Origin of the sequence: Staphylococcus sp. GDY8P120P, assembly GCF_017892065.1 — a bacterium.
GTDB lineage: Bacteria > Bacillota > Bacilli > Staphylococcales > Staphylococcaceae > Staphylococcus > Staphylococcus nepalensis.
The window spans coordinates 74,676-87,850 of sequence record NZ_JAESKI010000003.1 but is presented as its reverse complement, the minus strand read 5'-3'; the positions used below and the strand labels follow the sequence as shown (position 1 = coordinate 87,850).

Sequence of the window (13,175 nt, the reverse complement as noted above, 5' to 3'; positions counted from 1 at the left end):
GTAAAACACGGTTCGATTATAAATTTGATACTTGCAATTTATCAAGATTTATATAAGAATAACTAATGTATAGTTTTAAAAACGAACGTACGTTTGTAGGAGGGCGAAACGATTGGCAATGAATAAACAAAATAATTATTCGGATGATTCCATTCAGGTTCTTGAAGGGTTAGAAGCCGTAAGAAAGAGACCCGGTATGTATATTGGGTCTACTGATAAACGTGGTTTACATCATTTAGTATATGAAGTTGTCGATAATTCCGTCGATGAAGTATTAAACGGCTTTGGTAGTGAAATTTTAGTTACGATAAACAAAGATGAGAGTATCACTATAGAAGATGATGGACGTGGTATGCCAACAGGTATTCATACGTCAGGGAAACCTACAGTCCAAGTTATATTTACAATACTTCACGCAGGCGGAAAATTTGGACAAGGTGGATATAAAACGTCTGGTGGTCTACATGGTGTGGGTGCATCAGTAGTAAACGCATTAAGTGAATGGCTGGAAGTAGAAATTTATAGAGATGGCGCTATCTATAAGCAGAAATTTAGCCATGGTGGCTTACCAGCTACAGGCCTGGAAAAACTAGGAAAAACTAAAAAAACTGGTACTAAAGTAACTTTTAAACCAGACGCTGAGATTTTCAAGTCAGCCACATCTTTTAACTACGATGTCCTTAGTGAACGTTTACAAGAATCTGCATTTTTACTTAAAAATTTAAGAATAACGCTTAAAGATTTAAGAGCGGGCAAAGAAAGAGAAGATGTATTCCATTATGAAGATGGGATTAAAGAGTTTGTAAGCTATGTCAATGAAGGTAAAGAAGTATTACATGATGTGGCCAATTTTGCGGGAAATGCGAATGACATAGAAGTAGAAGTAGCATTTCAATATAATGACCAATATTCAGAAAGTCTTTTAAGTTTTGTTAACAATGTACGTACTAAAGATGGTGGTACACATGAAGTTGGTTTCAAAACAGCAATGACACGTGTCTTTAATGACTACGCAAGACGTATAAATGAATTAAAAGAAAAAGATAAAAACTTAGATGGAAATGATATTAGAGAAGGTTTGACAGCTATTATTTCAATTCGTATTCCAGAAGAGTTGTTACAATTCGAAGGTCAAACTAAATCTAAATTGGGTACACCAGAAGCAAGAAGTGCTGTAGATTCTGTTGTATCTGAAAAATTGCCATATTACCTTGAAGAAAAGGGGCAATTATCTAAAACCCTCGTTAAAAAAGCATTGAAAGCCCAACAAGCAAGAGAAGCAGCTCGTAAAGCAAGGGAAGATGCACGTTCGGGTAAAAAAAATAAGCGTAAAGATACATTGTTATCAGGAAAGTTAACGCCAGCACAAAGTAAAAATACAGAGAAAAAAGAACTTTATTTGGTAGAGGGGGATTCAGCTGGTGGCTCTGCTAAATTAGGTCGTGACCGTAAATATCAAGCAATTTTACCACTTAGAGGTAAAGTGATTAATACTGAGAAAGCACGTTTAGAAGATATATTTAAAAATGAAGAAATCAATACAATTATTCATACTATTGGCGCTGGTGTCGGTAATGAATTTAAAATAGAAGATAGCAATTATAATAGAGTTATTATTATGACAGATGCCGATACAGATGGCGCTCATATCCAAGTATTACTATTAACTTTTTTCTTTAAATATATGAAACCTTTAGTAGAAGCTGGGAAAGTGTTTATAGCTTTACCACCGTTATATAAACTAGAAAAAGGTAAAGGGGCTTCTAAAAAAATAGAGTATGCTTGGACAGATGAAGAATTAGAAAAACTTCAAAAGAAATTAGGTAAAGGATTTAGTTTACAGCGTTATAAAGGTTTAGGAGAAATGAACGCGGATCAATTATGGGAAACGACAATGAACCCAGAGACAAGAACGCTTATTCGAGTTCAAGTTGATGATGAATTGCGTTCATCTAAACGTGTAACAACATTAATGGGAGATAAAGTAGCTCCTAGACGTGAATGGATTGAAAAACATGTTGAATTTGGACTTCAAGAAGATCAAAGTATTTTAGATAATAATGAAATTCAAATACTAGAACAGGATTATTCCGATGAGGAGGAAATAAATTGAGTGAAATAATTCAAGATTTGTCGCTAGAAGATGTTATTGGCGATCGATTTGGTAGATATAGTAAATATATCATTCAAGAGCGTGCACTGCCAGACGTTCGTGATGGTCTCAAACCTGTTCAAAGACGTATTTTATACGCAATGTATTCCAGCGGTAATACATTTGATAAAAACTTCCGTAAAAGTGCGAAAACGGTTGGTGACGTTATCGGACAATATCACCCTCATGGTGACAAGTCAGTTTACGATGCAATGGTCCGTCTGAGTCAAGATTGGAAATTACGCCATGTATTGATAGAAATGCAAGGTAATAATGGTAGTATAGATAACGATCCAGCAGCAGCGATGCGTTATACTGAAGCGAAATTAAGCAGGATTTCTGAAGAATTATTAAGGGATATCAACAAAGACACAGTGCCATTTATGCCGAACTATGATGATACAACTATGGAACCAATGGTTTTACCAGCACGCTTGCCGCATTTGTTAATCAATGGAAGTACAGGTATTTCTTCAGGGTACGCTACTGATATACCGCCACATAACCTAGCTGAAGTGATACAAGCCACTTTAAAATTTATTGACAATCCTAATATCACAGTAAGTCAATTAATGAAATATATTAAAGGCCCTGATTTTCCAACAGGTGGTATTATTCAAGGGATAGATGGTATCAAGAAAGCGTATGAGTCTGGAAAAGGTAAAATTGTAGTTCGTTCAAAAGTAAACGTTGAAGAATTGCGAAACGGTAGAAAAGAATTAATTGTCACAGAGTTACCATACGAAGTTAATAAAAGTGCGCTCGTTAAAAAAATGGATGAGTTACGTGCAGATAAAAAAGTTGATGGTATTGTAGAAGTCCGTGACGAAACTGATCGTACTGGTTTACGTATTGCTATTGAATTAAAGAAAGATGTTAACAGCGAAGCGGTTGCGAATTATTTGTACAAAAATACAGATTTACAAGTTTCATATAACTTTAATATGGTTGCAATTAGTGAAGGTAGACCAGTACTTATGGGTGTACGTCAGTTTATAGATAGTTATCTTAATCATCAAATTGATGTGGTGACGAAGCGTACGCGTTTTGAGTTAGATAATGCAGAAAGTAGAATGCATATTGTAGAAGGTCTAATGAAAGCACTATCTATTTTAGACCAAGTGATTAAACTTATTAGAAATTCTAAAAACAAAAAAGACGCTAAAGACAATTTAGTAGCTGAATTTGATTTCACAGAAGCACAAGCTGAAGCAATTGTAACATTGCAATTATATCGTTTGACGAATACGGATATCGTGCAATTACAAGAAGAACATGATGAATTAAAGGCTAAAATAGCGTATTTAAAAAATATATTAGATAATCACGATGCTTTATTAAATGTTATCAAAGACGAATTAAATGAAATTAAGAATAAATATAAACAAAAACGCTTATCTTCAATTGAAGCAGAAATCAGTGAAATTAAAATTGATAAAGAAGTTATGGTACCAAGTGAGAATGTGATGGTGAGCATTACAAAACATGGTTATATTAAACGAACTTCTTTACGTAGTTTTAACGCAAGCGGTGTAGAAGAACTTGGGGTTAAAGATGGCGATATGATGCTTAAATATCAAGAAGCTAACACGTTAGATACCGCGTTAGTGTTCACTAATAAAGGTAGATACCTTTATATACCAGTGCATAAACTTTCAGAAATTAAGTGGAAAGATTTAGGGCAACACGTTTCACAAATCGTCCCAATAGACGAAGATGAACATGTCATTGATGCTTTCTGCGAAAGTGATTTCAAGCCCGAAGCATTTTATATTTTAGCTACACGCAATGGCATGATTAAGAAAAGTAATGTTTCTATGTTCAAAACATCACGTTATAATAAGCCGTTAGTGTCCATGAAATTAAAAGGTGATGATGAAATCATAGACGTAATGAGAATAGAAGACGCCCAAATACTTACTGCTATAACATATAAAGGTATGTCATTAACTTATAATAGCGATGAGTTATCAGACACTGGTCTTAGAGCAGCTGGGGTGAAATCTATCAACCTTAAAGATGAAGATTATGTCGTGTTAACGCAAGTTATTAATGAACGTAGTTCTATATTAATGGCGACGCAACGTGGATCATTAAAACGTATAGGATTTAAAGTATTACAACAAGCGAAACGTGCACAACGTGGTATTACACTTTTAAAAGAACTTAAAAAATTACCACATCGTATCGTCGCAGCTCATATAATTCATCCTGATGATACGACTTATACCATAACTTCTAAACGACACGAAGAAAGTGGCAATATCAAAGACATTCATTTATCAGAACAATATACAAATGGTAGTTTTATCGTCGATGTAAAAGAATTTGGTGAAGTGGAAAACTTAATCATCAAATAAGGTAATTTTAAAATTTCTGTTAGTAAATACAACAATATAATGATAAAATACCATTAAGTTGCCATAAAAATAAAACAAGAGATTTATAGTAACGTGAAATAGTGTTGCACAAAGCTTTACGATTTGTACTTAACTTATTCATTCATTTTCCTGTGTACATAAATAATTTATCGTTTTCTGTGCACAGAACATATGCTATAAATCTCTTGATTTTATTATAAAAATTTATTTGATAGATGAGAGGGATTAAATTGAGCAATTTTGATAGTTTGATTCCGGATTGGTTCAAAACGTTTGTTCAAGTCGGAAATGATTTAATCTGGTCACAATATTTAATTGGACTTTTAATTACAGCTGGTATATTTTTTACTATTGGTTCTAAATTCGTACAATTAAGATGGATACCAGAAATGTTTCGAGCGATTGGAGAAAAACCTGAAACATTAGATAATGGAAAAAAAGGTATTGCGCCATTTCAAGCGTTTGCAATAAGTGCTGGTTCTCGTGTTGGTACTGGTAATATTGCAGGTGTTGCCACTGCGATTGTGTTAGGTGGACCTGGTGCTGTGTTTTGGATGTGGGTCATTGCATTTATTGGGGCAGCGAGTGCCTTTATCGAAGCAACCTTAGCACAAGTATATAAAGTACCTGATGAAGATGGCGGGTTTCGTGGTGGGCCTGCATATTACATAACTAAAGGACTCAACCAAAAATGGTTAGGTATCGTCTTTGCAGTATTAATTACTGTAACGTTTGCATTTGTGTTTAATACAGTGCAATCTAATACCATTGCTGAGTCATTAAAAACGCAATATAATATAAGTCCTATAGTGACGGGTATTATATTAGCTATTGTTACAGCGATTATTATATTTGGCGGTGTTAGAAGTATCGCGACATTATCATCAATCATTGTGCCAGTTATGGCAATTGTTTATATTGGTTTAGTTGCTGTCATTTTAATACTTAACTATGATCAAATTATCCCGATGATTGGAACAATCATTAAAAGTGCATTTGGATTTGAACAAGTAACTGGAGGCGCTGTTGGTGCAGCAATTCTTCAAGGTATTAAACGTGGTTTGTTCTCAAACGAAGCTGGTATGGGTTCGGCACCTAACGCCGCTGCCACAGCTGCTGCGCCTCACCCAGTTAAACAAGGGTTAATTCAATCATTAGGTGTATTCTTTGATACTATGCTAGTGTGTACCGCTACGGCAATTATGATTTTACTATATACAGGATTAGAATTTGGTGAAAATGCAGCACAAGGTGTGGCAGTAACACAATCAGCACTAAATGAACATTTAGGTAATGCAGGGGGTATTTTCTTAACAATTGCAATTACTTTATTTGCTTTTTCTTCTGTTATTGGTAACTATTATTATGGCCAATCTAATATGGAATTCTTATGGAAAAATAAATCGGTGTTATTCATTTTTAGATGTTTAGTGGTAGTACTTGTATTTGTAGGATCAGTGGTTAAAACTGAAACTGTATGGGGTACAGCAGATGTGTTTATGGGTCTAATGGCAATTGTCAACTTAGTTGCTATTATTGGTTTGTCTAATATAGCTTTCGCAGTAATGAACGACTATCAACGTCAACGTAAAGCAGGCAAAAAACCTGTGTTTAAACCTGAAGAGTTGGAAATTAATTTATTCGGCATCGAGAGTTGGGGCATGAAAAAGAAATAATTCATGTATCATATTTGAATGTGCGTAAAACTATTTTCTTAATGCATTTATTGTATGTTTGTGAAATTTTATCCATATATGAGCAGTAATATGAAATCCGTAGTACTTTATGATTTCGTATTACTGCTTTTTTGAATACTTAAATATTTGCTTATTTTTCTCAATCATTTAAAATAAAGCAATGCGTTTATAAAATACTTTATAGTTTTTACGCTTATTAAGAATATGATTAGTTGTAAATCAAATGTGACAAAATATATATGTTTGAAAAATGTACATTGTGTTATGATTAAAATTAGTTATTTTAAATATGGAACTACATGTATAGAGGTATAAAGATACATAGTTTCATCATTATGTTCTAAATGATTTGTATATTTTGAAAAAATTTAAGGTATGGTGATTTTATGTCGAATGAAGAGCAATTAAAGCAAGATAATCATTCAAAAAAAAGAAAATTGAATTTAAGTTTTCCTGAATCGCGTTTTATGAAATTTATAGGTGGAAAAGATTTAGCCTTTGCCTTACTTATATTAATATTTATCGGTTGTGCAATTTTTATTTTTGACCAAGTTTCTTATATTTTCAAACCATTTATTATTGTTTTTAATACGATTATCGCACCAATCATAGTATCTATTATTTTATATTACTTATTTAATCCCTTAGTGAATTTAATGGAACGCTATAATATTTCAAGGCTTTGGGGAGTTATTATATTATTTTTAGTTATTGTTGGTGTCATTGCACTAGCTATTAATTTATTAATACCAGTAATCGGAGCACAGTTTAAAAGTTTTGGGAATAATTTTCCGTATTATGTTGATAAAGTAAATAAATTTATTGATAGTGTAACGAAGTATTCTTTAATTTCTAATTTTTATGTTCAAATACAAGATCAGTTAGATTCATTAGCTAAAAAGCTACCTTCGATGGTTTCTGATTACTTTAACGGTTTTGGTTCTAAAGTTAAAAATTTTGCTGAGGCTTTAGTTAATGTTGGCGTTGTTATTGCAACAACACCTTTTGTTTTATTCTTTATGTTAAAAGACGGTCACCGCTTTAAAGAATTTTCAACAAATTTAACGCCGCCTAAGTTTAGAAAAGATTTTCATGACTTATTAGATAAAATGAGTATCCAAGTTGGTTCTTATATCCAAGGTCAAATTATCGTGTCATTTTGTATTGGTATTTTATTATTTATTGGATATAGCATCATCGGTTTAGATTACAGTTTAATTTTAGCTTCAATTGCTGCTGTAACAAGTGTAGTACCGTACATCGGCCCAACGATTGCGATATCTCCAGCTATTATTATTGCTTTAATTACGTCACCATTCATGTTATTAAAATTAGTAATTGTATGGACAGCAGTTCAATTTATTGAAGGTCACTTTATTTCCCCAAATATTATGGGCAAAACATTAAAAATTCATCCACTTACGATTATTTTTATCTTATTAAGTGCAGGTAATTTATTAGGTATAGTTGGTGTTATTTTAGGTATACCTGCGTATGCAATATTAAAAGTACTTGTATCTCATTTATATACAATGTATAAACGTCGCTATAACAAATATTATGGTGATGATGCAGGCGAGTACGAAATCACTTCGGATGAAGAAATACGTTAAGTTAAAATTAAGAAAATATTTGAAAAAGAACTGCATTGGAAATCTCAATTTCCAATGCAGTTTTGTCGTTTTTAAATCACAGTATCAAAGTACTTTTATTAAAGATGTGTTGCTATAAGTATATATGTTAAAACTAACAATATTGTAATATGTATTTGCTATATAAATTATTTATTAAAAATAAGAATCGTGCTATATTTTAAATAATATATGAATATAGAAAAGTGATGTGAACACATGTCAAAGCAATCAAGAAATAAAGTATTGTCTATTTTGAAAGTAATCTTTGCAATTTCACTATTTATTTTTGTTGTATTTACTTTATATAGAGAGTTAGCTCATATCAATTTGAAAGAAACGATATACGCTATTAGAGATCTTAATAGTGTTTGGTTGATCGTGCTATTTTTGAGTGGCGGTACGGCTATACTTATATTATCTATGTATGATGTGATTTTAGCTAGATCATTAAATCTGAAGGTTTCATTACCTAAGGCTATTCGCATTGGCTATATTGTCAATGCTTTAAATGCTGTATTAGGGTTTGGTGGTGTTATCGGGGCTAGTGTAAGATTTATTTTGTATAAAGATACTGCTGAAGATAAAAAAGAGTTATTGCATTCTATTTCTGTTGTTTTAATATCTATGTTGACCGGTTTAAGTATGCTCTCAATATTAGTAGTATTTCATGTGTTTGATGTGAAGCACATATTTAATCCGTTCCCTTGGATTAAATGGGTAATGTATATTGCTGCCTTGTTTTTACCTATATTTATAATTTCTACAATTATAAGACCAGTAAACAAAAAGCATAAATTGATAGGTTTATATTGTACAATTGTCTCTAGCATTGAATGGATTATCGCGGCATTAGTATTATATATGTCATTATATACTGTTGGTGTTCAAGTGAACTTATCTGTGTTTATAGGTATATTTGTCATTAGCGCACTGTCAGGGCTAATCAGTTTTATACCTGGAGGGTTTGGTACGTTTGATTTGGTCGTATTATTAGGATTAAAAAGTTTAAACGTTCCAGAAGAGAAAATTGTCTTAGCGTTATTACTTTATAGATTAGTGTATTATCTGTTTCCAGTATTAATTGCATTAATTTTAGCAACTTTTGAATTCCGAGATACAGCTAAACGTTATTGGGATGATTCTAAATTGATGGTTCCTATTAAAGATATGTCTTCATTATTAGCGTCATATCAAAAAGATATTTTAGCAAGAATACCAGCATTTTCGATTGCGATATTACTTACGTTTACAAGTCTATTGTTTTTCTTCAATAATATTACAATTATTTATGATGGACTATATAGTGATTATCATGCCATTTACTATATCACTGTCTCTATCCATACATGTGCTTGTTTATTATTATTATTAAACGTTATAGGCGTTTACTATTTATCCAAAAGAGCCATTTTGTTTTCTATTATTTCAATCATTATTATATTCTGTGTAACGGTTTATACGTATCCTTCTTTAATATTACTAGGTTGGTTAACAACTATGTTCATTATGTTAGTCGTATTTTATAAAAGGTCACGTGTTATTAAACGCCAATTTAGATATACTAAGTTATTGGTCAGTTTATTAATAGGGGCATTCGTTTTATTTGTGAATCACAATATTATAAGAAGTACATTTTATACTTTGGATATTTATCACTTAGAAATGGACTCATCAATATTAAGGTATTACTTTTGGTTTACGATTATCACAGTAGTCATTATTGTGAGTGTGATTGTATGGTGGTTTGAAGCGAAGTTTAAATCTTCAAGCAATGATGATGGTTTAGCACAATGTAAAGCCATTATTGATAATTATGGCGGTAATTACTTAAGTCACCTCATATATAGCGGCGATAAAAAGTTTTTCTTTAATGATACTAAAGATGCGTTCGTGATGTATCAGCGTAAGCGCAACACATATATTGTTTTAGGAGACCCAATTGGAAATGCTACATCGTTTCATAAGTTGCTTGAAAAATTATATAGTGAAGCGCACTATTTAGGCTATGATATCATTTTCTATCAAGTTACTGATAGATATATGTCTATTTATCATGATTTTGGGAATCAATTTTTCAAATTAGGTGAAGAAGCGCTCATAGACTTATCAGCTTTTACTATTTCAGGCAAAAAAAAGCGTGGCTTACGAGCTACATTAAATAAGTTAGAGGACTCAGGTTGTACATTTGAAATACTAGATCCTCCATTTTCGCAAGCGTTTTTAGATGAATTAAAACAAATAAGTGACGATTGGTTAGTTGGATCAACAGAAATGCAATTTTCTGTTGGTAATTTTGATGAGCATTATCTTTCACAGGCACCTATAGCAATGATTAAAGATATGGACGGTGCTATACTTGGCTTCTGTACTTTTATGCCTACAAATTATAACGCAACGCTTTCTGTTGATTTAATACGTTGGAAATCAGATGTAACATTGCCTTTGATGGATAGTTTATATATTCATATGTTGTTGTGGTCTAAAAACAATAATTATAAATATTTTAATATGGGTATGGCCACATTATCTAATGTAGGTAAAGTTCCGTTTTCATTCTTTGGTGAAAGACTGGCTGGCAGAATTTTTGAACATTTTAATGGTTTATATAGATTTCAAGGATTAAGACGTTATAAAGAGAAATTTAATCCTAGCTGGCAACCGAGATTTTTAGTCTATCGTAAAAGACATTCACTATGGCTCAGTATGATAAAAGTTATGCGTGTAATTAGAAAAAAAGAATAAAATAAAAACAACCAACGCATCCCGTTAATGATGGTTGGTTGTTTTTAGGAGTTATAGTTTTTAATGGTTTTGGTAGTTAACGCCGGAGAAGTTATTAACTACTTTAATAAACTAACTATATTACTTTCTAAATATCATTTGATCCTAACTATATATGAATTTCTCTTTACCCTCTGTTTAAGGTATATATATATAATAGCATCAACAGAAAACGCTTTCAACAGTGTGATTCGATATTATTTGAATAATAATTGACATTTTATCTACTTTATTTCTTTTTGAATTTAAATAGTATTTTTACATTTAAAAACATACTATTGTAGCCATGATTTATAAAATTATGAAAATACATTTAAGGTTTTAAAGTTATATAGTAATATATAAATATTAATTATTTGCAAAGGGTGCAGTGGGGTGAAAAAATGAAAAAAATTTTAATTAGCTTGGTATTAATAGTTCTCTTAGTAGCGTTAGTACTTTCAATTAAATCATTATATGAGACAAAGCAGATAAATTATCAAAGCGTTAATCAGCCATCTCAAAATAATGAAACTAAAAATAAACACAATTCACAATATCCTTCTCCTCAAATTGATGTGCTATCACAAGCATTTAGTGAAAATTTTATGAATCGTGATGTTAGAAATCAATATATGCACATATCTAAAGGCATGAGTAAAAGTAAAGTGGAACGATATTATGGAAATAGTGAAGAACATTTAAAAATTAATAACCTTAAAACACAAAAATATGGGAATATAGCAATTTATTATCAAAACGATAAAGTGCAACGATTTTTTGTTATTCCTAACAATGTTTATATTCAAGCGTTTACTCAAGTGCATGGAAATAGAGACAAAAACTATAATAATGGTACGATGATATATGATGATAATCCGTTTAACCAATTCTCTGTCAAAGTATATTTTGATCCAAACGGACAAATTAAGGCTATAGAAAATGTGAATCAAGTTTCTTTATCCTATTAAATAGCGTATAAATAATGCTATGTTAGACATAACTTTTTATTTTATTTCATAACCAATGACTTAAATCATCTCTTATTAATATAATAATTAATCACTAGAATAAACTATCAAAACAGAAAAATTTGTGATAATATGAAAGCGGTTACACAAATAGAGGTGATTTTTATAACGACAATTAAAGAAGTAGCAAATTTAGCAGGTTGTTCTGTAGCAACGGTGTCTAGAGTCATAAATAATAATGGATATGTAAAAGAACAAACGAAAAAGCGCATTGAATGTGCCATCAGTGAACTTAACTATCAACCTAATGAAGCGGCACGCACGTTGTATAAACGTAAGTCAAAAATGATTGGTCTATTATTGCCAGATATTAGCAATCCTTTTTTTACATTAATAGCGAGAGGCGTTGAAGATATAGCATTATCACAAGGCTTTCAAGTATTAATTGGTAATAGTGATAATAATGCTAATAAAGCTAGAGATTATCTTTCTACTTTTAATTCTTATAATTGTGTTGGAGTGATTACTACAGCATTTGCTGATAAGCAAGTTGAAAAATTATTAAAATCTCAAAATATGCCATGTGTATTTGTAGATCGCGTTAATGATGTCATTAGTGGCGTTTCTGCAAACCATTTCGAAGGAGGAGAATTACAAGCGCAACTTATTTTAGAAGGCAAACCACAAAATATATTGATTATCCATTTGGATTTAAAAATTAATACCTTTAAGTCAAGAATCAACGGTATTGAATCAATATTGAAGCAATATAATGTGAAGTATTTTTATTATGAATCTGAAAAGCTAACAAATGAGCAGGCATTTATTTCGTTAATTAAAAATTTGAAAATTGATAGTATCATATGTAGCAATGATATTTTAGCGATTGAAACGATGGCGATTATTCAACAATTTAAGTTTAAAGTACCTGAAGATATTCAAATTGTAGGTTATGATAATATACCATTTTCGACAATGACATTTCCAAACATTTCAACAATTGATCAATCTGCATATGTCTTAGGCCAAAAAGCTGTATCAAAATTATTGAATTTAAAAACGAATGATTATGATAAGCAACTTGTATTATCACCTAAACGAAGGGGGAGCATAAGGTTTTAACTGCAATTATGTAACCCGTTACATAATATATTATATAACGAATGGGGAGATTAAATGTATAAAACAGGTATTCTAAACAGTGAAATATCTAAAGTATTGAGTGATTTGGGACATACTGACAAAATAATGATTGCTGATTGTGGTCTTCCGGTGCCAGAAGGCGTGAAAAAGATAGATTTAGCATTAACATTTGGAAAACCTTCATTCGAAGAAGTATTCGATTTAATTAAAGAACACATGGAAATCGAACAATTAATCATTGCTAATGAAATGATAAAACAAAACAGCGCATTATATGTAAAGCTATTATCTTGGAACATTGATATCACAACTGAATCGCATGCATCTTTAAAAACGTTAAGTAACGAGGTTAAGGCAGTTATCCGAACGGGCGAAGCTAAACCTTATGCCAATGTAATTTTAACAAGCGGTGTTTTATTTTAAGGGGGGGGGCAGTT

The 13,175-nt window shown here is 31.4% G+C and carries 8 protein-coding genes; all 8 read left to right on the top strand.

What is annotated here, in order from left to right:
- Window positions 1–118 precede the first annotated feature (118 nt).
- The 8 genes from parE (at window position 119) to rbsD (ending at window position 13,161) form a co-directional block, all read left to right on the top strand.
- Window positions 119–2,113 carry a DNA topoisomerase IV subunit B gene (gene parE, locus KA900_RS02570; protein WP_170006944.1) on the top strand — a complete coding sequence of 665 codons (1,995 nt, stop codon included), beginning with the start codon at window positions 119–121 and terminating at the stop codon, window positions 2,111–2,113.
- Complete coding sequence (gene parC, locus KA900_RS02565) at window positions 2,110–4,512, top strand: DNA topoisomerase IV subunit A (protein ID WP_210139282.1); 2,403 nt, start codon at window positions 2,110–2,112, stop codon at window positions 4,510–4,512. The genes parE and parC overlap by 4 nt, the downstream gene beginning before the upstream one ends.
- Window positions 4,513–4,763: 251 nt before the next feature.
- Window positions 4,764–6,209 (top strand): glutamine transporter AlsT, encoded by a 1,446-nt coding sequence (gene alsT, locus KA900_RS02560; RefSeq protein WP_096809881.1) that lies wholly within the window; start codon window positions 4,764–4,766, stop codon window positions 6,207–6,209.
- Between the two features lie 407 nt (window positions 6,210–6,616).
- Window positions 6,617–7,843 (top strand): AI-2E family transporter, encoded by a 1,227-nt coding sequence (locus KA900_RS02555; RefSeq protein ID WP_210139281.1) that lies wholly within the window; start codon window positions 6,617–6,619, stop codon window positions 7,841–7,843.
- Window positions 7,844–8,080: 237 nt separating this feature from the next.
- Window positions 8,081–10,606, top strand: coding sequence for a bifunctional lysylphosphatidylglycerol flippase/synthetase MprF (gene mprF / locus KA900_RS02550; RefSeq protein ID WP_096809876.1), 2,526 nt, complete (start codon window positions 8,081–8,083; stop codon window positions 10,604–10,606).
- Window positions 10,607–11,028: 422 nt separating this feature from the next.
- Window positions 11,029–11,595, top strand: a complete 567-nt coding sequence (locus tag KA900_RS02545) for a hypothetical protein (protein ID WP_210139280.1) — start codon at window positions 11,029–11,031, stop codon at window positions 11,593–11,595.
- A gap of 132 nt (window positions 11,596–11,727) precedes the next feature.
- Window positions 11,728–12,717 carry a LacI family DNA-binding transcriptional regulator gene (locus KA900_RS02540; RefSeq protein WP_119488199.1) on the top strand — a complete coding sequence of 330 codons (990 nt, stop codon included), beginning with the start codon at window positions 11,728–11,730 and terminating at the stop codon, window positions 12,715–12,717.
- A 54-nt stretch (window positions 12,718–12,771) separates the two neighbouring features.
- The gene (rbsD, locus tag KA900_RS02535; RefSeq protein WP_096809870.1) at window positions 12,772–13,161 is read left to right on the top strand and encodes a D-ribose pyranase; all 390 of its coding nucleotides are present in this window, start codon (window positions 12,772–12,774) and stop codon (window positions 13,159–13,161) included.
- Window positions 13,162–13,175 lie beyond the last annotated feature (14 nt).

What these genes read in the sequence shown, in the direction of transcription:
- KA900_RS02555 (WP_210139281.1), top strand. Translation starts at nt 6,617, where the DNA reads ATGTCGAATGAAGAGCAATTAAAGCAAGATAATCATTCAAAAAAAAGA.
- KA900_RS02545 (WP_210139280.1), top strand. Translation starts at nt 11,029, where the DNA reads ATGAAAAAAATTTTAATTAGCTTGGTATTAATAGTTCTCTTAGTAGCG.
- mprF (WP_096809876.1), top strand. Translation starts at nt 8,081, where the DNA reads ATGTCAAAGCAATCAAGAAATAAAGTATTGTCTATTTTGAAAGTAATC.
- KA900_RS02540 (WP_119488199.1), top strand. Translation starts at nt 11,728, where the DNA reads ATGAAAGCGGTTACACAAATAGAGGTGATTTTTATAACGACAATTAAA.
- parE (WP_170006944.1), top strand. Translation starts at nt 119, where the DNA reads ATGAATAAACAAAATAATTATTCGGATGATTCCATTCAGGTTCTTGAA.
- rbsD (WP_096809870.1), top strand. Translation starts at nt 12,772, where the DNA reads ATGTATAAAACAGGTATTCTAAACAGTGAAATATCTAAAGTATTGAGT.